The organism is Flavobacterium sp. 20NA77.7, assembly GCF_031326205.1.
GTDB classification, from domain to species: Bacteria; Bacteroidota; Bacteroidia; order Flavobacteriales; family Flavobacteriaceae; genus Flavobacterium; species Flavobacterium nakdongensis.
This window is the reverse complement of the sequence record NZ_CP133721.1, coordinates 1,201,806-1,228,438: the sequence shown is the minus strand read 5'-3', so window position 1 is coordinate 1,228,438 and position 26,633 is coordinate 1,201,806. Positions and strand designations below refer to the sequence as shown.

General features: G+C 35.0%; 15 protein-coding genes. 13 read left to right on the top strand and 2 right to left on the bottom strand.

Annotated features, from left to right (window positions below):
• Positions 1 to 55 precede the first annotated feature (55 nt).
• The 4 genes from RF683_RS05470 to RF683_RS05455 all read left to right on the top strand — a co-directional run bounded on the left by RF683_RS05470 (position 56) and on the right by RF683_RS05455 (position 2,984).
• Positions 56 to 847 carry a sulfite exporter TauE/SafE family protein gene (locus RF683_RS05470; RefSeq protein ID WP_309531335.1) on the top strand — a complete coding sequence of 264 codons (792 nt, stop codon included), beginning with the start codon at positions 56 to 58 and terminating at the stop codon, positions 845 to 847.
• Between the two features lie 13 nt (positions 848 to 860).
• Positions 861 to 1,511: a DUF2238 domain-containing protein gene (locus RF683_RS05465; protein WP_309531334.1), complete on the top strand. Its 651-nt coding sequence runs from the start codon at positions 861 to 863 to the stop codon at positions 1,509 to 1,511.
• Positions 1,492 to 2,058, top strand: a complete 567-nt coding sequence (locus RF683_RS05460) for a GNAT family N-acetyltransferase (RefSeq protein WP_309531333.1) — start codon at positions 1,492 to 1,494, stop codon at positions 2,056 to 2,058. The genes RF683_RS05465 and RF683_RS05460 overlap by 20 nt, the downstream gene beginning before the upstream one ends.
• Positions 2,059 to 2,132: 74 nt before the next feature.
• Entirely contained in the window at positions 2,133 to 2,984 is an 852-nt protein-coding gene (locus tag RF683_RS05455) for an aldose 1-epimerase family protein (protein WP_309531332.1), read from the top strand.
• A gap of 7 nt (positions 2,985 to 2,991) precedes the next feature.
• Here RF683_RS05455 and RF683_RS05450 read toward each other — a convergent pair whose 3' ends face one another.
• On the bottom strand, positions 2,992 to 3,669 hold the full coding sequence (locus tag RF683_RS05450) for a Crp/Fnr family transcriptional regulator (RefSeq protein ID WP_309531331.1): 678 nt from the start codon (positions 3,667 to 3,669) through the stop codon (positions 2,992 to 2,994).
• 100 nt (positions 3,670 to 3,769) lie between these two features.
• Between RF683_RS05450 and RF683_RS05445 the strand changes: the two genes are divergently transcribed.
• The 7 genes from RF683_RS05445 to RF683_RS05415 all read left to right on the top strand — a co-directional run bounded on the left by RF683_RS05445 (position 3,770) and on the right by RF683_RS05415 (position 12,391).
• Positions 3,770 to 6,172 carry a heavy metal translocating P-type ATPase gene (locus RF683_RS05445; RefSeq protein ID WP_309531330.1) on the top strand — a complete coding sequence of 801 codons (2,403 nt, stop codon included), beginning with the start codon at positions 3,770 to 3,772 and terminating at the stop codon, positions 6,170 to 6,172.
• Between the two features lie 54 nt (positions 6,173 to 6,226).
• The gene (gene ccoS, locus RF683_RS05440; protein WP_309531329.1) at positions 6,227 to 6,388 is read left to right on the top strand and encodes a cbb3-type cytochrome oxidase assembly protein CcoS; all 162 of its coding nucleotides are present in this window, start codon (positions 6,227 to 6,229) and stop codon (positions 6,386 to 6,388) included.
• Positions 6,389 to 6,400: 12 nt separating this feature from the next.
• Entirely contained in the window at positions 6,401 to 8,578 is a 2,178-nt protein-coding gene (gene ccoN, locus RF683_RS05435; RefSeq protein WP_309531328.1) for a cytochrome-c oxidase, cbb3-type subunit I, read from the top strand.
• Between the two features lie 184 nt (positions 8,579 to 8,762).
• On the top strand, positions 8,763 to 9,707 hold the full coding sequence (locus RF683_RS05430; protein WP_309531327.1) for a cbb3-type cytochrome c oxidase N-terminal domain-containing protein: 945 nt from the start codon (positions 8,763 to 8,765) through the stop codon (positions 9,705 to 9,707).
• Between the two features lie 54 nt (positions 9,708 to 9,761).
• Positions 9,762 to 11,180: a cytochrome c oxidase accessory protein CcoG gene (gene ccoG / locus RF683_RS05425; RefSeq protein WP_309531326.1), complete on the top strand. Its 1,419-nt coding sequence runs from the start codon at positions 9,762 to 9,764 to the stop codon at positions 11,178 to 11,180.
• 28 nt (positions 11,181 to 11,208) lie between these two features.
• Complete coding sequence (locus RF683_RS05420; RefSeq protein ID WP_309531325.1) at positions 11,209 to 11,655, top strand: FixH family protein; 447 nt, start codon at positions 11,209 to 11,211, stop codon at positions 11,653 to 11,655.
• Positions 11,656 to 11,692: 37 nt separating this feature from the next.
• A complete protein-coding gene (locus tag RF683_RS05415; protein ID WP_309531324.1) occupies positions 11,693 to 12,391 on the top strand; it encodes a sulfite exporter TauE/SafE family protein in 699 nt (232 codons plus the stop codon).
• Here the strand turns inward: RF683_RS05415 and hemN are convergent.
• Positions 12,388 to 13,752, bottom strand: a complete 1,365-nt coding sequence (gene hemN, locus RF683_RS05410; RefSeq protein WP_309533154.1) for an oxygen-independent coproporphyrinogen III oxidase — start codon at positions 13,750 to 13,752, stop codon at positions 12,388 to 12,390. The two genes, RF683_RS05415 and hemN, sit on opposite strands and share 4 nt — an antisense overlap.
• A 412-nt stretch (positions 13,753 to 14,164) precedes the next feature.
• On the opposite strand from hemN, the gene RF683_RS05405 reads away from it, so the two are divergent.
• Together RF683_RS05405 and RF683_RS05400 are read left to right on the top strand one after the other, a co-directional pair.
• Positions 14,165 to 19,537 (top strand): T9SS type B sorting domain-containing protein, encoded by a 5,373-nt coding sequence (locus RF683_RS05405; RefSeq protein ID WP_309531323.1) that lies wholly within the window; start codon positions 14,165 to 14,167, stop codon positions 19,535 to 19,537.
• Between the two features lie 236 nt (positions 19,538 to 19,773).
• Entirely contained in the window at positions 19,774 to 26,625 is a 6,852-nt protein-coding gene (locus tag RF683_RS05400) for a T9SS type B sorting domain-containing protein (protein WP_309531322.1), read from the top strand.
• Positions 26,626 to 26,633 lie beyond the last annotated feature (8 nt).

Here is a 26,633-nt window from a genome sequence, read left to right as displayed (position 1 = left end):
TATAATTTTATAAAACCGACTACTTTCAACTAGTCGGTTTATTTTTTACTTACGAATGAATTTACTTGAACTTTTTGCCCAACACGATATTTCTATTTTAATAATTATTGCTTTTGCCTCGCTTTTCGCTGGGTTTATTGATGCAGTTATAGGCGGTGGCGGATTAATACAGTTTCCTGCTTTTATGATTTTATTTCCAAATTCAAGTATTCCAACTGCTTTTGGGACTAACAAAATAGCTGGACTTTCAGGCACTTCTATAGCAGCTGTTCAATATGCAAAACGAGTAAAGTTCAATTGGCACTTATTATTCATTACTGCATTTAGTTCTTTTATTTTTTCTTTTATCGGTGCCAAATTAGTGAGTCGAATCGATGTGAATATTCTAAAACCTTTTATCTTTTTTATGTTAATTGCTATTGCCATTTATACGTTTAAAAAGAAAGATTTTGGTACTTATTCTACAAAAGTATTATCCGATAAAAAAAAGTATATACTTGGATTTTTATTGGGTATTATTATTGGTTTTTATGATGGTTTTTTGGGTCCAGGAACAGGAAGTTTTTTAGTGTTAGGATTTGTAGCTCTTTTAGGTTTTGAATTTTTAGAAGCTTCTGCGTATGCAAAGGTAATTAATTGTATTACCAATGTTTCGGCACTTTACGTATTTCTTTCGCAAGGAAATTATATATTAGAAATTGCAATTATTATGGCGGTATCTAATATGTCAGGAAGTATAATTGGAACCAGAATGGCGATTTTAAAAGGGAATCAGTTTATTCGAAAATTATTTTTAGTTGTTGTTGTCATCATGATATTTCGTTATGGATATGATGTTTTTTATTAATTAAACTTAAGAAATGGTAAAGAAATATATAGTATTGTTTTTTCTAGGATTAGTACTTTCAGCTATTCACCCCAAAGAATATTTCACTTGGTTTTTAGAAGTAATTCCAGCAATTGTTGGTTTTGTAATTTTAGCATTAACCTATAAGAAATTTTCATTCACAAATTTCACTTACTTTTTTATACTTTTACATTGTATAATTTTATTTATTGGAGGGCACTATACCTACGCTGAGGTGCCTTTATTCGATTGGATTAAGGAAACTTTTGATCAAACGCGAAATAATTATGACAAAGTGGGTCATTTTGCGCAAGGATTTGTGCCTGCTTTACTTGTTCGGGAGTTGTTTATTCGTAAAAATGTAATTGCGAATAAAGCCTATTTTAATTTTATAATCGTTTCTATTTGCTTAGCTATTAGTGCAGCTTATGAATGGATAGAATGGTGGGTCTCTATTTGCACAGGAGAAGGAGGAGATGCTTTCTTAGGTACGCAAGGCTATATTTGGGACACCCAGTCAGATATGTTGTTGGCAACAATTGGCGCTATTTTAGCTTTGTTGTTTTGTAGTCGTGCCCAAGACAAAGCTATAACAAATTTCAATGATAAATTTTATTACCTAACACCTTTAACTCATAAAAAACATGTTACAACTAAATTATAATCCTTTTCCTGAGTTGGTTTCTGAACGATTACTTTTTAGAAAGTTAAAAGAAACAGATGCCAAAGAAGTTTTTCGTTTACGAAGTAATCCTGAACGGATGAAATATATTCCACGACCAGTATTGGAAACGGAAGAACAAGCATTAGATATGATTTTAATGATGAATGCAAAGGTGGAAGAAAATACCGACATTAACTGGGCGGTTTGTGAAAAAGAAACGGGTAATTTTATTGGGTTTATGGGGTTTTATCGCACACAGCCTGAAAATTATCGCACCGAAATAGGGTATATGATTTTACCCCAATTTGATGGAAAAGGGTATGTAACAGAAGCTGTTGCAACCTTACTCCACTTCGCTTTTGATGTGGTTCAATTTCATTCTATTGAAGCAGTTATTGATCCAGAGCATATTGCTTCGGCACGAGTATTGGAAAAAAATGGTTTTAAAAAAGAAGGTCATTTTAGAGAAAATGGTTATTTTGGAGGCAAATTTTGGGATGCCGTACATTATGGATTATTAAAAAGAGAATTTTTAAGGGAAAAGTAAAATGATATACTAGTCCTACATTTTCATTTATATATCCTTATAAAACTATTAACCAAAATTATTAAACTATTAGTATGCTACTAACACTAACAAATAATACACTTACAGCAACTATCAATACTCTAGGAGCAGAATTAGTTTCGCTTGTTAAAAATAATGTCAATTATATCTGGGAAGTGGATAAAAATTATTGGGACAAAACATCTCCAGTATTGTTTCCTATTGTAGGTCGTTTGCGAAATGACAGTTATACGTATGAAGGTAAAACCTATTATTTGCCACGTCATGGATTTGCTCGTAATTTTGAATTTAACTACGAACAAAAAGCAGCCCATCAGGTAGTGTTTGAATTAGAATCAAACGAGAAAACAAAAGAAAACTATCCCTTTGATTTTAAATTATATGTTGCCTACACATTAGTAGATAGTGAGCTTGTGATTGAATATTTTGTTCGAAATGTATCAGATGTAGTCATGCCCTTTTCGATTGGAGCTCATCCAGCCTTTGCTATTGATGGAGATATTTCGGATTATAGTTTGCAATTTAATCAACCTGATGTTTTAATAACACATCATCTAGAAAACGAAGCATTTGTAAATAAAGTTACTGCTCTAGAAAGTGAAAACGGGTATTTGCCTTTGCAATACAATTATTTTGAAAAAGATGCTTTGGTATTTAAAAACTTAACATCTAACGAAGTAGTATTACAGCATTTAGACGTACCGCTGCTAAAAGTTACCTATGAATTTTTTCCTTATATCGCTTTTTGGACAAAAGTAAACGCACCGTTTTTATGTATTGAACCTTGGTGTGGCTTAGCAGATACGATTACACATAACGGGAATATTGAAGAAAAAGAAGGTATACATTTATTACCTGCTGGTGAAGATTTCTTGCGAGCGTTACGAATTGAGATTTTAAAATAACTTTATTCTAACTCAAGCGTTGTAAACCATTTTTATCCACAAGAATGATTTTTTTACCGTTAATTTCTATTAATCCTTCTTTATTTAAATCAGATAATAACCGGATACAACTTTCTGTAGCCGTACCTATCATTCCTGCAATTTCTTCTCTAGAAAGTTGAATGTGTAAACTACCGTCTTCATTTTTGCCAAATTCTTTTTCTAATTGAAGTAACGTTGCTGCTAATCGTTGTTTTACCGTTTTTTGTGCCATATCTACCATGTGATCATCAGCTTCTTTTAAGTCGCCACAAATGGTTTTCATCAATTCCATTGAAAATTTATTATTTTCATTGAAGAACTGTAACACTTCTGATTTTGGTATAAAGCAAACTTCCATATCTTCTATGGCTACTGCACTTAAATTAGCAGCTTCTTCACTAATTAAAGAACGCTGTCCTAATAATTCTCCTTTTTTAACTAACTTAATGATTTGGTCTTTACCATTTGCACTTAACTTAGTCATTTTAGCAATGCCATCTTTCACACAGTATACACCGTGTAAACTTTCTCCTTCTTCAAATAGAGGGTCTCCTTTTTTGACCACATAAGACGTTTTACAATCAGCCATCTTTAATAGCTCATCTTTATTTAGGGCTTTTAGGGAACTAAGCTCTCTTACAATACATTGCTCACATTTACTCATAAAACACTATTTCTTGTACAAATTTATGAAACGCATGACAAATATCATATTTTAATTATTAACAATGTGTAACCTTTGTCACAGGTAAAAGAGCATTAGTATGGATACAAAAAATTGCTTTCATTGTGGTAAAGAGTATACCCCAAGGGAAGAAATTCTATATGACAGTAAATCATTTTGTTGTGTAGGGTGTAAGACCGTGTATGAGATTTTTACGATAAATGATCTCACCTGTTATTATGATTTTGAAACTGCTCCTGGAGCAACACCACAAGATATTAAAGGAAAATATGATTTTTTAAATGATGAAGAAATTTGTTCAAAACTTCTTGAATTTGAAGAAACTAACACACATATCGTTTCATTGTACATACCTCATATTCATTGTAGTTCATGCATTTGGATTTTGGAAAATTTACAAAAACTTCAAGAAGGTATAGTTACTTCTCAAGTAAATTTTACGCAGAAAAAAGTTCGTATTACCTATAATCCTAAAGAAACTAATTTAAAGGATATTGTTTATTTATTAGCAACTATTGGGTATGAACCTTATATCAGTTTAGATAATTATGAAACAGGAAAAAAAGTAGTTGACAGAAGTTTAATTTATAAGCTTGGTGTTGCTTTTTTTAGTTTTGGAAATATCATGTTGCTTTCATTTCCAGAATACTTTGAAGTAGAAGAATTTTGGATCAATCAGTACCGACCTTTTTTTAGGGGTTTAATTTTTTTATTGTCTTTGCCAACATTTATTTATGCTGCAAGTGGCTATTACGTGTCTGCTTATAAAAGTATTCGTTCGGGAATATTAAATATTGATATTCCTATTGCTTTAGGGATTATTGTTATGTTTATTCGAAGTACGGTTGACATTCTATTTGATTATGGTCAAGGATTTTTTGATAGTTTAGCTGGACTCATATTTTTTATGTTATTAGGTAAATTATTTCAACAAAAAACATATGATTTTCTTTCGTTTGAACGCGATTATAAATCCTATTTTCCTATTGCAGTTACCAAGATTGATAAAGAAAATAATGAAATTCCCTGTCAAATTTACGATGTAGAAAAAGGTGATAGACTTTTGATTCGCAATCAAGAATTAATACCTGTAGACGGAATTTTAATTTCTCCATCTACCTCTTTAGATTATAGTTTTGTAACCGGTGAGGCAGAGCCTATAGCTAAAAAATCGGGCGATAAACTTTTTGCAGGCGGTAAACAAATAGGGGGCGTAATAGAAATGGAAGTGCTGTTTTCTGTTTCTCAAAGTTATTTAACACAATTGTGGAGTAATGATGTTTTTCAGAAAAAGATAAACCAAAAACATAAATCTATAACAGATAAGGTTTCTCAGTATTTTACACCAGCTTTATTACTATTAGCTTTTGGAGCACTTATTTTTTGGTTATTCATAAACACGTATATTGCTTTTAATGTTTTCACAGCTGTTTTAATTGTAGCATGTCCTTGTGCATTGGCATTAACAGCTCCATTTACGCTAGGTAATGTTTTGCGTATTATGGGAAATCGAAAAATGTATTTAAAGAATGCTATGGTTATTGAGCAAATGGCAAAAATAAATACGGTTGTTTTTGATAAAACAGGCACTATTACCTCTTCAATTAAAACGAAAATAGAGTTTGTTGGTAAACCATTAACTGAATTAGAAGAACAATGCGTAAGAAGTTGCATTCGAAATTCAAACCATCCTTTAAGTAGAAAATTATATGATTTTTTACCACAAATAGGTATTTCTGAATCTCCTGAAAAATTCGAAGAAATTGTTGGGAAAGGAATTATAGCTACGATTTCTGATTGTGAATTAAAAATTGGTTCAGAATCACTTTTAGGTATAAATAATAGGGAAGAATCATTGAAGCAAACCAAAGTAAATATTGCAATTAATAATGAATTTAAAGGGTATTATTTATTTAATCATCAATATAGAGACGGATTAGAACGAGTGTTCAACGAATTGGTTACACATGATTATCAAGTTCATGTATTAAGTGGCGATAATGATGGTGAAAAAAACTATTTGCAACACATTTTACCTTCAAATACCATTTTTAAGTTTAATCAAAAGCCAGAACATAAATTAGCTTACATCAAGCAATTACAAGATATTGGATGTAGTGTGATGATGATAGGAGACGGATTAAATGATGCAGGAGCTTTGGTACAAAGTGATGTTGGAATTGCTATTTCTGAAAACGTAAATGTTTTTTCCCCCGCTTGTGATGGAATAATGGATGCTTCGCAGTTTTCTAAGCTTTTCTTATTTTTAGATTATTCAAAAAAGGCAATGCGAACAATTTACATGAGTTTTGTATTATCCTTACTGTATAATTTAGTAGGATTAACTTTTGCATTAACTGGAAAATTATCCCCTTTGTTTGCGGCTGTTATTATGCCTATGAGCGCTATTACAATTGTAAGTTTTGTAACTATAATGACCAACTTTTTTGCTCGAAAAATTATTAAAAAACAGCATATATGATAAATGTCATATTTATTAAAATAGGGTAAGGCTAACTTTGTTAAAAAATTAGGTATGAGTGTCATTTATTTTTTAATAACCGTAAGTATAATCATAGCAATAGTGTTTTTGATCATCTTTATTTTATCGGTTAAAAATGGTCAATACGACGATGATTATACGCCTTCTGTGCGTATGTTATTTGACGACGAACTAACGAACAAAAACAAAAACTAAATATTAATAACTATGGATGTACAACAATTTCGCTATGACAATAAGACCGTTCGAAACTTTATTTATGCCTCTTTGCTTTTTGGAGTAGTTGGTATGCTAGTAGGACTACTTGTTGCTTTATTTTATTTATTTCCTAATTTAACTGATGGTATTCCATGGTTAAGTTACGGAAGATTAAGACCTTTACATACTAATGCTGTTATATTTGCATTTGTAGGTAATGCGGTTTTTGCTGGGGTATATTACTCTTTACAGCGTCTTTTAAAAGCCAGAATGTTTAGTGATTTTTTGAGTCAAGTAAACTTTTGGGGTTGGCAAATAATTATTGCTGGAGCGGCAATTACATTACCTTTAGGAATTACTACTTCAAAAGAATATGCTGAGTTAGAATGGCCTTTTGATATTGCTATTGCATTAGTTTGGGTTGCATTTGGTATCAATATGATTGGAACCATTATCAAAAGGAGAGAGCGTCACATTTATGTAGCGGTTTGGTTCTATATTGCTACGTTTGTAGCAGTTGCATTATTACATATTGTTAATAGTTTAGAAATTCCCGTATCCTTAACAAAAAGTTATTCTGTTTATGCAGGGGTACAAGATGCCTTGGTGCAATGGTGGTACGGACATAATGCAGTAGCCTTTTTCTTAACCACACCTTTCCTTGGTTTGATGTATTATTTCTTGCCAAAAGCAGCTAACAGACCTATTTATTCTTATAGATTATCTATTATTCACTTTTGGTCTTTAATCTTCTTATATATTTGGGCAGGACCACACCATTTATTATATTCAACATTGCCAGATTGGGCACAAAATTTAGGTGTTGTGTTCTCAATTATGTTAATTGCGCCTTCTTGGGGAGGTATGATTAATGGATTATTAACTTTAAGAGGGGCTTGGGATAAAGTCCGAACAGATGCTGTTTTAAAATTCTTTGTAGTAGGTATTACAGGTTATGGTATGGCTACTTTTGAAGGACCCATGTTGTCACTAAAAAATGTTAATGCAATTGCACACTTTACGGATTGGGTAGTAGCTCACGTGCACGTTGGAGCATTAGCTTGGAATGGTTTCATAACATTTGGTATGATTTATTGGATTATTCCAAGAATTACAAAAACAAAATTATTCTCTCAAAAATTAGCTAATTTCCATTTTTGGATTGGTACGTTAGGTATAATTTTATATGCATTACCAATGTATGTAGCTGGATTTACGCAAGCAGAAATGTGGAAGCAATTTAATGCTGATGGAACACTAGTATATCCACAATTTATGGAAACGGTAACCCAAATTATGCCAATGTATGCTATGCGTGCCATCGGAGGAACCTTATATTTAATTGGTGTATTGGTAGGGGTGTATAATGTAATAAAAACCGTATTAACAGGTGAAAAAGTAGAAGATGAAGAAGCACAAGCACCAGCATTAGCTACTATTTCTAGTTCAAGATTAAGAAATGAAAAATTACATGCTTGGTTAGAAAGAAAACCAGTACAATTTACAATTTTAACAACGATTGCAGTAGCTATTGGAGGCTTAATCCAAATAGTACCCATGTTAATTGTAAAATCAAATATTCCAACGATTACTTCTGTTAAACCGTACACACCACTTGAATTAGAGGGTAGAGATTTATACATCCGTGAAGGTTGTAATAATTGTCACTCACAATTAGTAAGACCATTCCGTTCTGAAGTAAAACGTTATGGAGACTACTCAAAATCAGGTGAATATGTATATGATCATCCGTTTCTATGGGGTTCTAAACGTACTGGTCCAGATTTGATGCGAGTAGGAGGGAAATATAATCACAACTGGCATTTTAACCACATGTGGAGCCCACAAGCTACATCAACGGGTTCTATAATGCCTGCATATAAATGGTTATTTGATAATAAAACGATGGACCATTCAGATGTTCAGAAAAAAATGAGTGTAATGGCCAAGTTAGGAGTACCTTATACAGACGCAGATATTGCAAATGCACTACAACATATTGAAAAACAATCTACTGAAATTGAAGAAGGGTTAAAAGGAGATCCTAAGTTTGTAAAAGCTTATGAGGCTAGTAAAGAAAAAGCAAAAATGACAGGCGAGAAATTTGTACCAATGAAAGACAGAGAAATTGTGGCGTTGATTGCTTACTTACAACGATTAGGAACAGATATTAAAGTTAAAAAATAGCAACTATGTTAAAATTTGTAAAACATAATATGGAAGGTATTGATGGGGTAAGTATCTATCCCATCATATCTCTAAGTATTTTTTTCCTTGTTTTTGTGTCTTATTTTATTTACGCAATGACTTACAGCAAGGATAAAATAAAGACAATGAGCGAATTACCTTTTAACGATTAAAAATTAATAAGATGAGAAAATTAATTCCAATATATGTTAGAATTCCATTGTTATACGCAATCATGTTTGCGGTTTTGGAATACTTTATTGATTCAGGAGATCGACCTGCATTTATTAAATATCCTATTGTAGCACTTTTTCACATAGTATTTATCTTTTTGTTAATTGCTATTGAAGTTGTACTTAATTCGGTTGAAAAGGTTTCGTATCATTTGTTATCGCCTGAAGAAAAAGTTCAATATGATTTAGAACAAACTAAACCTATTGCACAGCAGGAAGCATTCAAGAGATGGATGAATAAATTTACAGCTTCAAAATCAATTCATGAAGAAGCAGATGTATTATTAGATCATGATTATGACGGTATTAAAGAGTTAGATAATGTATTACCGCCTTGGTGGGTAGGCTTATTTTATGGTACCATAATTTTTGCTTTGGTTTATTTAGTTCGTTTCCATATTATGGACGAATATAACCAAGATCAAGAATTTGCAACAGAGATGCAAGTTGCCGATAAAGCTGTGGAAGAATATATGAAAACGGCACCAGATGTTATGGATAAAGATAAGGTTACGTTGTTAACAGATGCATCAGCAATTGCAGAAGGTAAAACTTTATTTGATGCAAATTGTGTGGCTTGTCATAAAGCAGATGCAGGAGGTGCAATCGGACCAAATTTAACAGATAAATTCTGGATTAACGGTGGAGGTATAAAAAATGTCTTTAATACAATTATGGAAGGTGGACGACCAGGTAAAGGTATGATTCCATGGAAAGATCAAATTAAACCTACTCAAATTCAAAAAATTGCAAGTTATGTGTTGTCTTTACAAGGCACAAATCCTAAAGATGCAAAACCTGTAGAACCAGAAGCAAAAGAATGGAAAGATGAAGCCACAGTCCCATCAGCCGATAAAACCGCTACAGTTGTAGTTGATTCTACTGCTAAAAAATAAATTAAAGTAAAAGGGTTTTGACTTATCAAAACCCTTTTTTAAACTCAAATTGCTATGTCAAATTTACCAAATGATAATTTTAGAGATACCATCGCTACGATAGACAAAGAAGGTAAACGTAATTTTATTTTTCCTAAAAAACCAGTTGGAAAATTTTATAATAGAAGAAAAATAGTAAGCTATTTTTTGCTATTTTTTTTAATTGCAAGTCCATTTATTAAAATTAACGGTAATCAGTTTTTATTATTTAATGTATTAGAAAGACGATTCAATATTTTTAGTTTTCCATTTTGGCCACAAGATTTTTATCTTTTTGTAGTCATTATGATTTCAGGGGTAGTAGGATTAACATTATTTACAGTAGCTTTTGGACGTGTTTTTTGTGGTTGGTTTTGTCCCCAAACGATTTTCATGGAAATGGTATTTAGAAGAATCGAATATTGGATTGAAGGTGATAGAGGGGCACAAATAAAATTAGATCATCAAGAATGGAATGCTGAAAAAATTAGAAAAAAAACAATCAAATGGTTTATTTTCTTTTTGATTTCTTTTGGTATTGCTAACGTATTTTTGGCTTATTTAATTAGTAGTGATAAACTTTTATTAATGGTAGAAGAAGGCCCTATGTCTAATGTAAGCACATTAGTGGCTTTATTAATTTTTACGGGAGTTTTCTATTTTGTTTTCACATGGTTTAGAGAACAAGTGTGTATTATAGCTTGCCCTTATGGAAGATTACAAGGCGTACTGTTAGATACTAAAACAATTGTTGTAGCGTATGATCATGTTAGGGGTGAAGGTAAAACAGGAAGAGCAAAAATAAAGAAAAATGAAGATCGTACTGCTGCGGGGTTTGGAGATTGTATCGATTGCCATTTATGTGTGAATGTATGCCCAACAGGTATCGATATCAGAAATGGTACACAATTAGAATGTACAAATTGTACCGCATGTATTGATGAATGTGATACTATGATGGAAAAAGTAGGTTTCGAAAAAGGGTTAATTCGTTATGCAAGTGAAGATGAGATTGTGAAAAAAGAACCTTTTAAACTGACCCTACGAATGAAAGGGTATATAGGTGTTTTAAGTGTCTTATTAATTGTTATGTTTTCAATGCTTCTTTTACGAACAGATGTAGATACTACCATATTAAGACTTCCGGGGCAATTGTATGAAGAAAAAGGGAAAAACATCAGTAATGTCTATACCTTTAAAATAATTAATAAATCAACGATAGATTTAAACAACATTACATTTACGTTAGTAAATCCGAAAGGGATACTAAAAGTAGTAGGGCATGAAAAGTTGAAAGTAACCAAAGCAGGTTTAACACAGGGTACGTTATTTGTTGAAATTCCTGCGGTAGTATTAGAAAGTGATAATACTAAAATCAATATTGAAGTCAAAGAAGGGACTAAAGTAATTGAAACAGTTACGACTAATTTTTTAGGACCACGAGCATTTAATTAAGATAATGAATAACTAAAAATAAATGGATATGAAATTAAATTGGGGAACAGGAATAGTACTAGGTTTTTTAAGTTTTATGAGTTTTATTCTATTTTTTGTACTAAAGCTTCAAACGAACTCAGCTTATGACAATGAATTGGTAGTGAAAGACTATTATAAGCAAGAAAAAAATGTACAGGATAATATTGATAAACAAAACAATGCCAATCATTTAGTTGAAAAACTAAGTATTCAAAAAACAGAGGAAGGAATTGAAATTGTTTTTCCTAAACATTTTGATGCTACAATGATAAACGGAACAATTTCCTTATATCGACCGTCTAACCAGAAATTGGATTTTGAAACAAAGATTTCTTTATCAGGTCCAATAATGCTCATACCTAAAAACAAACTGGTAGGCGGTCTTTGGGAAATTGCTGTAGATTGGGACTATGAAGCTAAAAAATATTTAAATAAAGAAACCATTTATTTTTAATTTTCTATAGTTTAGCCCATAATTAGTAAAATTTGATATGTTATTTTCAGCATTTTTTTTTGGATTAATAAGCAGTTTACATTGTGTGGCTATGTGTGGACCAATTGCGCTCATGTTACCTGTAGATAAAACCAATCCCGCTAAACGAGTTGTGCAAATGATGACCTATCATGTAGGTAGAATGACAGCTTATGCAAGTTTGGGAGTTTTGTTTGGATTGCTGGGACGAGGTTTTTTTATGGCAGGATTTCAACAAAAATTATCCATTCTAGTAGGGATAATTATGATTAGTATTGCGGTGGTGCCTGAACGAAAATTTGCGAAATTTAATTTTTCAAAACCTGTATATAAACTACTTTCAAAAATTAAAAGCACATTAGGAAAACAATTTAACAGAAAGTCTTTTAAGGCTTTATTTATCATCGGTTTACTTAATGGTTTTTTACCTTGTGGAATGGTATATGCAGCCTTATTTGGTGCATTGGCAATGCCAAATTTTATTTCTAGTATTGGCTATATGATGTTGTATGGTATCGGAACTATTCCTTTATTAATTTTGGTTACTCAATTAACGCAATTTACAAAAATTAATTTTCAGAAAATTCAAAAGATTATTCCTGTTATTTTGGTATTGATTGGGGTCTTGTTTATCCTTAGAGGTGCAGGAATGGCAATTCCTTATCTTTCACCAAACACGATGAGTTTACATGTACAACAAGAAGCAAACTGCCATTAAATTGTCATTGAAAATAATTGGGTAGTTGGTTCTTTTTCAAGAAGTTTGAGGTCAAATGCCATACAAATATTTCTAACAAAAGCTTTTCCTTTTTCAGTTACATAAAGTGTATTCATTTCTTTGCTTATAAGCCCGTCAAATTCCATTTCTTTTAAGTGTTCTAAAACATCATCAAGTTCATCAAACTGCATTGTTTTTTGATTCCATGAAGTTTCAAAATGACACATTAAATTTAAGATATGTTTTCTTATTTTAATGTCTTTTTCTGTTAAATGATGCCCTCTAAAAACAGGTAATTCATTCAATTTTAATTTAGCATAATAAGCTTCCAATGATTTTTCATTTTGAGCAAAACTGGTCCAACTATCGCTAATTGATGACACGCCAAGACCTATCATTAAATCTGTTTTTGAGGCTGTGTAGCCCATAAAATTGCGATGTAATTTATTAGTTTGGAATGCTTCATACATCGAATCAGTTTTAAGTGCAAAATGGTCCATACCTATTTCACTATATCCAATTTCTACTAGTAGTTTTTTCCCTTCTTCGTAAATAGCTCTTTTTTTATCATCTTGAGGTAAATCTTCATCATGAAAACCACGTTGTCCATTTCCTTTAATCCAAGGCACATGTGCGTAACTATAAAATGAAATTCGGTCTGGCAATAGTGCTTTCGTTTTTAAAATAGTATCTTTAATTCCCGTTACATCTTGAAACGGTAATCCAAAAACCAAATCATGCCCAATGGAAGTGTAACCAATTTCTTTTGCCCAAAAAGATACTTTAGCTACATTTTGATAGGGTTGAATGCGATGAATAGCTTTTTGAACAGCTAAACTGTAATCTTGTACTCCAAATGAAACACGTCTAAATCCTAAGTTATAAAGTATTTGTAAATGTTCTTTAGTTGTATTGTTTGGATGTCCTTCAAAACTAAACTCATGCCTATTAGCTTTAGTTGCTAAATCAAAAATACCATTGATTAATAATTCCAAATTTTCACTAGAAAAAAATGTAGGTGTACCTCCGCCTAAATGAATTTCTTTAATAATCGGTTTTTGATTAAATAAGTCACAATACAATTGCCATTCTTTAAGTAAGGCTTTTATATAGGGTGTTTCTACTTCGTGACGCTTAGTAATTCTTTTATTGCAACCACAAAATGTACATAAACTTTCGCAGAATGGTAAATTAATATAAAGACTTATTCCTTCTGTATTATTTGATACTTTAAATGTCTCTTGTACAGACTTTTTCCAAGTATCTAAATTGAATAACGATTCATTCCAATAAGGCACAGTTGGGTAACTCGTATAACGAGGCCCAGGTACATTATATTTTTGAATCAGTGATACCATTATAAAATTTTATCCAAAAATACCCTTTCAAGTAGATAGTAAAAATGATAATTATCATGAATCATCAAAAAAGCGAAAAATTTAAATTACGATATTGTAATATAATTACCTAAAAAGTCGTATAAAAATACATATTTTGATGTGTATTTTGATATTTTTTTAATGATTATCTAAAATTAATGTGAATATTTGTAAAGCTGGTTTTGGTTTCTGAGTTCCAAAAACAACTAAAAGATAAAGTGGTTAGAAAATACATAAAATCACTTTAAACCACTTCTTTTGGAAAATAAGTTGGTTTTTGTGTTTGAAATTAAAGCAAACTGAACTGCAAAAAAAATATTTTTTTAAAATATAAGGTATGTAAAGGATAAATATTTTTGGGATACTAATTTTTATACAATTAATTCTACTTAACATGATGAAAATTTACAATTTCATTAGTGTAAGACTAATACTATTAGGGGTAATGGTTAGTTTTACAAAAGCTAATGCAACAAATTTGTATGTAAATAATACTTCAACTACTGGAGATATTTATTGTACTGCGATTGGAACTGCTTCCGGAACAGGAACTACAGCAAATCCATTTTTAACGCTTAATGCTGCATTGACAGCGGCTTCTAATGGAGATACTATTTATGTAGATTCTGGCACTTATACAGGAGCGGGTAATAAAAGTTTAACTATAAATAAATCTGTAACTATTATTGGTGCGGGTTCTGTAAATACTATTTTTACCAGCCATACAGACGATAGATTTGCTGCCATATCCGTGAATAATGTTCACATTCAAGGCTTACAGCTATTTGATTTTTTTCTTGCAGGAACAACAGGAATTGGTCAAGTTATTTTAGTAAATACAAATATTGTTGGTTTTGAGTTGACTAATGTTGTTGTTAAAAATAATTATGGGGACAGTTCGAATGGAGAAAGTATTTATTTATCTTCTGGTTCAAGTTCAACATTTAATGGATTATTTTTTAGTTGTTCTGGATTTAATGGATCTTCAGGGGGTGCTATAAAAGTTGATGGTTCAACATTAGTTTTAAAAAACTCGGTTTTCAGTCAATCTCGAAATTCAGACGGATTTGGAGGTGCTATTCAAATATTGGGTACCAACCCAAATGTCTCTATTGATAAAACCACATTTATTGGTAATTCTGCGAAAGCAGGTGGAGCTATAAGTCAAGTAAAAGGAATATTAGTTGTTACCAATTCTTGTTTCAATAGAAATTACTGTCAAGGAGATTCTTCAGGGAATACCAATGGAGGCGGACACTATTATTCCACAGGAACTATTACCTCAGCTTCTTTCACTAATTGTAAATTTGAAGGTGCGTTTTTTTGTGCAAGTACTAACCCTACTGAGTATCCTTGCCAGTTTAGTTCAAACACTTCAAATGATGGGAATTCCATTTCAATTAGGGGAGCTGCAGGTAATTTTACTTTTGATACATGTGATTTTAATAACTCAAATCAACCTAATGCAAATTTTGATAACGGTCTGGATTTTTATTTAGATAAATCAGGCACTATTAGTGTAGCCATCACGAATTGTAAATTTGCAAATGATATGTGGGGTGGAACAGGAACTGGAGGAAGTGATGCGGTTAATATTTGGAATGAAGACTTAACTTCAACGGAATTTATCGTTTCTAATTCAGGTTCAAAACAAACCACGGCTAATCAAGATGGAATATTCGGAAATAATTATTCTTACGCTTTAAATACCGGAAGTGCTCCCAGCGGAAATGATTTAGCTCAATCTGCATCAACAACGGTAAGTTGCATTTCTGGTTTTGCAGGATGTACAACAGTTGTAAATTGTACTACCGAAACAAATGCACCTATTATTATTTCTTGCGCACCTAATCAAACCTTATCTTCTTGTACAGGAACTTTACCAGATTATCGTCCATTACTTTCAGTTTTTGATGATTGTAGTGTAGCAATAGTTCAATCACCCGCACCAGGAACACTTTTGAGTTCGCTAGGAAATGGAACTCACACAATTACTTTTACTGTTAGTGATCAAAGTCCAAATAGCCCAGATGCTACGTGTACAATGATACTTACTCTTTCTGGTTGTGTTACTTGTAGTGCTTCTTTAAGTTATTCAAATACTTCGGTTTGTAAATCAGCAGGAACTCAAACACCAACTTTTAGTCCATCAGGAGGTACTTTTTCTAGTACAACAGGTTTAACCATAAATCCTTCAACAGGAATTATAACTCCTTCTTCGAGTACAGTAGGGACTTATACGGTTACCTATACTCCCAATACCGCAGATCCTTCTTGTACTGCGACTTTTAATATAACTATAGTTGCCGCACCAAACGCTGGGAGCAATGGTAGTGTAACGATTTGTTCAGGTGCTACTGTTACTTCAAGTCAATTGTTTACAGCCTTAGGGGGTTCCCCTCAATCTGGTGGTAGTTGGTCACCGACCTTAGCAGGAGCAGGCACGTACACATACACGGTATCGGCAACAAGTCCCTGTACAGGTTCAGCCACTGCTACAGTTACTGTTACAGTTCAAGCAGCACCAAACGCTGGAAGCAATGGCAGTGTAATAATTTGTTCAGGAGCTACTGTTACTTCAAGTCAATTGTTTGCAGCCTTAGGGGGTTCCCCTCAATCAGGTGGTAGTTGGTCACCGACCTTAGCAGGAGCAGGCACGTATACGTACACCGTATCGGCAACGAGTCCATGTACAGGTTCCGCTACAGCTACAGTTACTGTTACCGAGCAATCCGCACCAAACGCTGGAAGCAATGGTAGTGTAACGATTTGTTCAGGAGCTACTGTTACTTCAAGTCAATTGTTTGCAGCCTTAGGGGGTTCCCCTCAATCAGGTGGTACTTGGTCACCGGCATTAGCAGGAGCAGGCACGTATACGTACACCATATCGGCAACGAGTCCATGTACAGGTTCTGCTACAGCTACAGTTACTGTTACAGTTCAAGCAGCACCAAACGCTGGGAGCAATGGCAGTTTAACAATTTGTTCAGGTGCTACACTAACTACTACCCAATTGTTTGGCGCCTTAGGGGGTTCCCCTCAATCAGGTGGTAGTTGGTCACCGACCTTAGCAGGAGCAGGCACGTATACGTACACCATATCGGCAACGAGTCCATGTACAGGTTCCGCTACAGCTACAGTTACTGTTACCGAGCAATCCGCACCAAACGCTGGAAGCAATGGTAGTGTAACGATTTGTTCAGGAGCTACTGTTACTTCAAGTCAATTGTTTGCAGCCTTAGGGGGTTCCCCTCAATCAGGTGGTAGTTGGTCACCGACCTTAGCAGGAGCAGGCACGTATACGTACACCGTATCGGCAACGAGTCCATGTACAGGTTCTGCTACGGCTACAGTTACTGTTACCGAGCAATCCGTACCAAACGCTGGAAGCAATGGCAGTGTAATAATTTGTTCAGGAGCTACTGTTACTTCAAGTCAATTGTTTGCAGCCTTAGGGGGTTCCCCTCAATCAGGTGGTAGTTGGTCACCGACCTTAGCAGGAGCAGGCACGTATACGTACACCGTATCGGCAACGAGTCCATGTACAGGTTCCGCTACAGCTACAGTTACTGTTACCGAGCAATCCGCACCAAACGCTGGAAGCAATGGTAGTGTAACGATTTGTTCAGGAGCTACTGTTACTTCAAGTCAATTGTTTGCAGCCTTAGGGGGTTCCCCTCAATCAGGTGGTACTTGGTCACCGGCATTAGCAGGAGCAGGCACGTATACGTACACCATATCGGCAACGAGTCCATGTACAGGTTCTGCTACAGCTACAGTTACTGTTACAGTTCAAGCAGCACCAAACGCTGGGAGCAATGGCAGTTTAACAATTTGTTCAGGTGCTACACTAACTACTACCCAATTGTTTGGCGCCTTAGGGGGTTCCCCTCAATCAGGTGGTAGTTGGTCACCGACCTTAGCAGGAGCAGGCACGTATACGTACACCATATCGGCAACGAGTCCATGTACAGGTTCCGCTACAGCTACAGTTACTGTTACCGAGCAATCCGCACCAAACGCTGGAAGCAATGGTAGTGTAACGATTTGTTCAGGAGCTACTGTTACTTCAAGTCAATTGTTTGCAGCCTTAGGGGGTTCCCCTCAATCAGGTGGTAGTTGGTCACCGACCTTAGCAGGAGCAGGCACGTACATATACACGGTATCGGCAACGAGTCCATGTACAGGTTCAGCTACTGCTACAGTTACTGTTACCGAGCAAGCAGCACCAAACGCTGGGAGCAATGGCAGTTTAACAATTTGTTCAGGTGCTACACTAACTACTACCCAATTGTTTGGCGCCTTAGGGGGTTCCCCTCAATCAGGTGGTAGTTGGTCACCGACCTTAGCAGGAGCAGGCACGTACACGTACACCGTATCGGCAACGAGTCCTTGTACAGGTTCTGCTACGGCTACAGTTACTGTTACCGAGCAATCCGTACCAAACGCTGGAAGCAATGGTAGTGTAACGATTTGTTCAGGAGCTACTGTTACTTCAAGTCAATTGTTTGCAGCCTTAGGGGGTTCCCCTCAATCAGGTGGTAGTTGGTCACCGACCTTAGCAGGAGCAGGCACGTACATATACACGGTATCGGCAACGAGTCCATGTACAGGTTCAGCTACTGCTACAGTTACTGTTACCGAGCAAGCAGCACCAAACGCTGGGAGCAATGGCAGTTTAACAATTTGTTCAGGTGCTACACTAACTACTACCCAATTGTTTGCAGCCTTAGGGGGTTCCCCTCAATCAGGTGGTAGTTGGTCACCGACCTTAGCAGGAGCAGGCACGTACACGTACACCGTATCGGCAACGAGTCCTTGTACAGGTTCAGCTACAGCTACAGTTACTGTTACCGAGCAATCCGCACCAAACGCTGGAAGCAATGGTAGTGTAACGATTTGTTCAGGAGCTACTGTTACTTCAAGTCAATTGTTTGCAGCCTTAGGGGGTTCCCCTCAATCAGGTGGTACTTGGTCACCGACCTTAGCAGGAGCAGGCACGTATACGTACACCGTATCGGCAACGAGTCCTTGTACAGGTTCTGCTACGGCTACAGTTACTGTTACCGAGCAATCCGTACCAAACGCTGGAAGCAATGGTAGTGTAACGATTTGTTCAGGAGCTACTGTTACTTCAAGTCAATTGTTTGCAGCCTTAGGGGGTTCCCCTCAATCAGGTGGTAGTTGGTCACCGACCTTAGCAGGAGCAGGCACGTACATATACACGGTATCGGCAACAAGTCCCTGTACAGGTTCAGCTACTGCTACAGTTACTGTTACAGAAATAATAATAAATAATTTTGAAATTAATTCACATTGTAATGGAACTAATTTTGAATTATTTGTTACTCCAATTCAGGCAAATGTTATTTACAATTGGTACGATTCTAATGGTGATTTATTAGGAAGTGGAACTACTATTTTAATTAATGAGGCATCTACTTATGAAGTGAGAGCTTCATTATCTACATGCTTTACAAATAAAAATATTTCAATAGATGGTATTTATTGTGATATTCCTAAAGGTATTTCTCCTAATGGGGATGGATTGAATGACTATTGGGATTTATCTAATTTAAATCCTACTAAAGTTGAAATTTTTAATCGATATGGAATAGAAGTTTATAACCGAGAAAATTATAGAAATGAGTGGAATGGTTATACCAACAGAGGTCAAGAATTACCTTCAGCAACCTATTATTATGTTATTTATTTTGCAAATGGAGTTGCAAAAACAGGCTGGGTTTATTTAAACAGAGAAAATTAAAATTAGTGTATATAAAAGGTTTTTTTCTTATGGTTATAGTAGTTTGTAACTTACACTAATTGTCTAGGCTTCTTTTATTATGAAGCCTAGACTCTTTTTTTAAATTAAAAGATGCTATCTGACTTCCAAAAAGTAGCTATTTTTTTATAAATATGACATTAAGTTATTTTTAAATTTGACTCACTAACTACTCAACTATATAATAATTTCATTAATAAATATCTACTGAAGAACTTATGATTACAGCAAAATTTACTATAACAATTAAATTATGTATTAGCATTATTGTGTTTTTAATGCCATCTTTTTTAGTAGCACAGAATATTTTTATAAGTCAGGGTGGTATAGTTAATGTTACAGGAGGTGAGACATTTTATGATGCAGGAGGTCTTTTGGGAAATGATGGGAATACAAGTTACACAATAACACTTATGCCACCTTCTGGAAAATCAGTTTGCGTAGATTTTACTTCATTTAGTTCTTTTGAAGCCTTAGATATTTTTGATGGTACTTCAGTTTCTTCAACAAATATAGGGAGTTTAAAAGGAAATTATAGTTTAGCTTACAACGCTACAGGAAGTCCTTTTAACACTGGGCAACCCGCTCTAGGTGGTGTTGTGCAAGCGGAATTAAAACCAGGTGTTTTTTGTGCTAATAATATAACTGGTGCATTAACTTTTAGGTTTACTAATTTAAGTGCTTCTCAATCTACGGGATGGGAAGGTTTGGTAACTGTATTTAATAATTCAGTTTCGGGATGTACAATAGATTTAGTAGCTGATAAAACTACAATTTGCCCTTCTCAAAGTGTTACACTTACAGCCACAGGTACAATTGGAGCAAGTGCTTTGGATAATACTTTTAATACAGGTGTAATTGGCACAGGTTGGAATGCAACACCAGGGGGTGTTGCGTTCGTATCTGTTTTATCGTGTCAACCCAATAATGGTTATAATACAAATAAATCAGATAATTCAATATTTGCTTGGATGCAAAATGTTGCCGCTCCTAGAATTTTGGAATCAAATGCTTTTGATGTAAGTAATGGAGGAGTTATATCTTTTGATTTTAGAGCTGCATCAGATGATAATGGAGGAAATGGTTGTGAAGCTAATGACGACAAAGAGGGAATATATGTCCAATATTCAACTGATAATGGTTTGAGTTGGGTGAATATGAAATTGATGTTTCCCAGTGTGGAAAGCAATTTAAATGCTTCTGCTAATATTGGCGCGGGTACTTATGTTTATAATTGGAACAAAACAACCTTTCCTATTCCACTTGCTGCTCAAACAACAAATACAAAATTTAGATGGTATCAGCATCAATCAACTACAGGGAGTCAGGACAGTTGGGGTATAGATGATGTTAAAATTATTAGAAACAAACCTGTAACGTTAACTATAACAGATTTATCAACCAATACTGTAATTGCTACAACAACAAGTGCTACTATTTCTACAATTGTATCTCCTACAGTGACGACCAATTATAGAGCAACAATAACAGATGGTGTTTCTTCTTGTTTTGAAGATATTACAATAAATGTAACAACAGGTTCTACTACTTCCATTGCTTACCCACTAACTACTATTTCAAATACAAATACAACTATTCAAACAATTAATGTCACAAATGGTCCAGTGACAGGTAATTATTCTGCTACACCGTCAGGTTTAACTATTAATTCAACTACTGGAGCAGTAACTCCAAATACAAGTTCACCCGGAACATATACAATATCAGTTCCAACTTCTTGCGGTGTTGCTACTACTTCTATTACCATAACTAATTCAACATGTTCAACATGTGCAAATGCGACTTGTCCTGTAGTTTCTATACAGACAACAACAGCAGCATTAGGACAAACAGGAATTACCACCGCGCTGAATACTGCTGGTGATCAATTGGCAACACCAACACTCTTACCAGGTCAAAACATAACGATTTGTGTTCCGGTAACAGTTCCTGTAGGAACTTCAATTTTAGGTTTTAAACAATTATCCTCATTAAGTCCTTCTGGTTGTGCTTCGGCTTCGGAAGAAGTTATTACATATCAATTGAAACCCGCGAGTAATTGTAGCGGAGCTGCTATTGTTCCCAATAGAACAAATGCATCATCTGTAACAAGTGGATTTAATCCTGAATGGGATGGATTGGCTTCAGGTAATTATATATTATGTTTCACATTAAATGTAACCTCATCAGCTTTATGTACAACAGTAGACTTACAAGGTTTAGGTTACTATACTGTTATACCCTCTATTACGTGTCAAGATTATCAAATTCAAATGTATGATGACGATACAACATCTACAATTCATACTGGAACAACTTTTGCGTGTTCTGACACAGGTGTTTATTTAGGGCCAGTTACTTATCCAACTGTTTATGATGGAGGACTCCCTTTTCCTGCTCTAAAAATAACAATAACAGCAACATCAGGAAATCTTAATAATCTTGTTTTAAATAGATATGACGCTGGTAACAATACTTTAGCTGAAGTATTAACAGTACCTGCAAATGGAATTTCAAACAACTATTTTTTAAGACCTTCTCCTGGACAATATTATAAATTAGATAAAACGAATACAGCATCTGGAACTTATAATTATATAATTATGGATGTAATTTCAGGTGTAACAGTCGCTTCAGGTATTTGGACAATCGTTTCTGGTGCAGAATCAGCTGCTTCTAACATAATTATTCCTCAGGGAACAGCTACTTATTCAGGTCCTGGTGTTAGCAACGGTTTTGATCCAACAGGTCTTGATGATTATACGAATGATAGAGGAATTGGTTTTTTTAATCCTTCATTAGCCGGACCAGGGACACATACAATCACTTATACTTGGAATAATGGTTTAGCAGCACCAAATAATTGTACGTTGACAAGAACTAAAACCGTTACAGTAACTGTCCCAACTGTTGACTTTGCTTGGCAAACCACTATTCCTACTGCATCAAATTTAACAAGTTGTAATAATACTTGTTATGGTTTAAAAGCAAAAACAATTACTCAAGTTGGAACTTATATACAGCCTGGTTTTACAATTAGTGATGGAAATGGAAATATTTCTTATTCAAGTATCTTGATAAAAGAAGGTTCTTCCGCCCCAGTCAATGTAGGTACTCAAAAAATTATTACTTATTGTGTGCCAACTTATGCTTATGTTATTACTTTAAATGGAACTGATTTTGCAACAGGTAGCACTGTAACCGTTTCTGATAATGCAACTGCTACTATACTTTTCTCGGGAGTATTTTCTTCAGGAATGCAAATTTCACTTCCGCCAAATTCAATAAAAGGTACAGCTGTTTTTTCAGGACCTGGTGTTTCCAATGTTAAAGTTGGTCAAGCTTCAGATTACATTGGTAGTGGATATGGTTGTTTTAATCCTTCATTAGCTGGTGTTGGAACTCATACAATTACTTATTCTTGGAATAATGGTTTTGGTTGTACTGGAACTAAAACAATGCAAGTTACAGTAACGGGTACAAGTAATCCAACTGTTTCAAATTTTACTATTTGTTCTGGTTCAACCGCATCATTAACAGCTGGAAGTATTTCTACTGGAGCAACAGTAAGTTGGTATTCCACAGCTACTGGAGGAACTACAATATTTACAGGAAACCCATTCACTACACCAATTTTAACATCAAATACATCTTATTGGGTTACACAAACTTTAGCTGGTTGTGAAAGTTCAAGGGTTAAAGTTGATGTTACTGTAAATCCGAATGTTACACCAACATTCACACAAGTGGCAGCAATCTGTTCAGGCGCTACATTAATGTCATTGCCTACGACTTCAAACAATGGTATCACAGGAAATTGGTCACCGGCTCTAAACAACACAACAACTACAACCTATACCTTTACGCCAACTTCAGGTCAATGTGCTACAACAGCTACAATGACTATTACTGTAAATCCGAATGTTACACCGACATTCACACAAGTGGGTGCAATCTGTTCAGGCACTACGTTAACGGCATTACCAACAACGTCAAACAATGGTATCACAGGAAGTTGGTCACCGGCGCTAAACAATACAACAACCACTACGTACACCTTTACGCCAACTTCAGGTCAATGTGCTACAACGGCCACAATGACTATTACAGTGAATCCGAATATTACACCGACATTCACACAAGTGGGTGCAATCTGTTCAGGCACTACGTTAACGGCATTGCCAACGACTTCAAATAATGGTATCACAGGAAGCTGGTTACCCGCGCTAAACAACACAACAACCACTACGTATACCTTTACGCCAACTACGGGTCAATGTGCCACAACTGCCACAATGACTATTACAGTGAATCCGAATGTTACACCGACATTCTCACAAGTGGGTGCAATCTGTTCAGGCACTACGTTAACGGCATTACCAACAACGTCAAACAATGGTATCACAGGAAGTTGGTCACCGGCGCTAAACAATACAACAACCACTACGTACACCTTTACGCCAACTTCAGGTCAATGTGCTACAACGGCCACAATGACTATTACAGTGAATCCGAATGTTACACCGACATTCACACAAGTGGGTGCAATCTGTTCAGGCACTACGTTAACGGCATTGCCAACGACTTCAAATAATGGTATCACAGGAAGCTGGTTACCCGCGCTAAACAACACAACAACCACTACGTACACCTTTACGCCAACTTCAGGTCAATGTGCTACAACGGCCACAATGACTATTACAGTGAATCTGAATGTTACACCAACATTCACACAAGTGGCAGCAATCTGTTCAGGCACTACGTTAACGGCACTGCCAACGACTTCAAGCAATGGTATCACAGGAAGCTGGTTACCCGCGCTAAACAACACAACAACCACTACGTATACCTTTACTCCAGATTCGGGTCAATGTGCTACAACGGCCACAATGACTATTACAGTGAATCCGAATGTTACACCAACATTCACACAAGTTGCTGCAATCTGTTCAGGCGCTACATTAACGGCATTGCCTACGACTTCAAGCAATGGTATCACAGGAAGCTGGTTACCCGCGCTAAACAACACAACAACCACTACGTATACCTTTACGCCCGATTCAGGTCAATGTACTACAACAGCTACAATGACTATTACTGTAAATCCGAATGTTACACCAACATTCACACAAGTGGCAGCAATCTGTTCAGGCGCTACGTTAACGGCATTGCCAACGACTTCAAACAATGGTATCACAGGAAGTTGGTCACCCGTGCTAAACAACACAACCACTACAACGTATACCTTTACGCCCGATTCAGGTCAATGTGCTACAACGGCCACAATGACTATTACCGTAAATCCGAATGTTACACCAACATTCACACAAGTAGCAGCAATCTGTTCAGGTGCAACGTTATCTGCATTACCAACGACTTCAAACAATAGTATCACAGGAAGTTGGTCACCCGTGCTAAACAACACAACAACTACAACGTACACCTTTACGCCCGATTCAGGTCAATGTGCTACAACAGCTACAATGACTATTACAGTGAATAATTCGCCACAAATAACTTTTTCTGGTAATTTATCTTATTGTAATGGTGCTACATCATCAATATTATTAAGTAGTAATCAACCCAATACAACTTTTACATGGAATGTTGTTTCGTCAAATTTATCTACTGGAACTAGTTTTATAGTTTCAGGCACTGGTTCTACAATTTCACAACAATTAGCATTGCTAAATAATTTAAATCAAGGCTTTGTTACTTATTTAGTTACACCTTCAGTAAATGGATGTATAGGAAATTCAGTAGAAATACCATTAACAGTAAATCCAATTCCAACGTTTACAATTACAGCTGCCCAAAATCCTATATGTTCAGGTGAAATGGTAAATATATCGTTTACAAGCACTATTGCAGCAACACAATATAGTTGGACAGTTACCTCACAAGTGGGGGTAACTGGAGCTTTGTCGGGATCTGGTCAGTCAATAAATCAAATTTTATTAGCGACAAGTCCTATAACTTCAGGAACAGTAACATATCTTATTACTCCTTCGTTAAATGGGTGTATGGGTATACCTAAATCAATAACAATAACTGTAAATCCAAAACCTGAAATTATCGGGACATTAATTCCTCAATACATATGCAGCGGTGAAAGTACTAATATCACTGTAGCAGCTTCTATTGTTGGCACACAATTTAGTTGGCAGGTAATTGATGCTAACCAAGTAATTGGCTATAGTAATGGTACAGGAGGTGTTATACAGCAAATATTGACTACTGTGGGAGATTTACAAGGTTATGTTATATATGAAGTTACTCCGAGTTTAAATGGTTGTATAGGAATTCCAAAGCAATATAAAGTATTTGTTAATCCATTACCTAAGCCTGTTTTAATAAACGGACCAATATGTGTTTCTATTTCCGGAATTCCCTTTGGCACTTATGAATTAAATACAGGTTTGAACACTATTGATTATCAATTTTCATGGTTTTTAAATGGAAATTTAATTGTTGGTTCTGATGCTTCTTTAGTAGTCACTCAGCCAGGCACTTATTTAGTAAAAGTAAAAAATGTTCAAACGAATTGTGAAGGTCAAGCAACAGCTCTTGTGTTTCCAATAACACCTGCTACATCAATGGATATTACAGTGTCTGAAGCATTTGCAGATAACCCTACAATTACAGTTAATGTAAATGTATTAGGTAATGGAAATTTAATGTATCAATTAGATAATGGAGCCTATCAGGAGAGCAATGTTTTTTACAACGTTGAAGAAGGTTTACATGAAATACATGTAATAGACCAGGAAGGCTGTACAGATTTAAACCAAACAGTTAGAGTTATTAATTACCCTAAATTTTTCACCCCGAATGGTGACGGATATAATGATACATGGAATATTAATGGTTTCCAAAGTGAGGATAATGCGGTTTTATACATTTTTGACAGATATGGAAAATTAATAAAACAATTATTTCCTCCAGGAATAGGTTGGGATGGAACGTATATAGGGCAGCAATTGCCATCAACGGATTATTGGTTTACAGTTGAATATACTGAGAAACAACAAAGAAAATTATTTAAATCACATTTTAGTTTAAAACGATAAAAATAGGG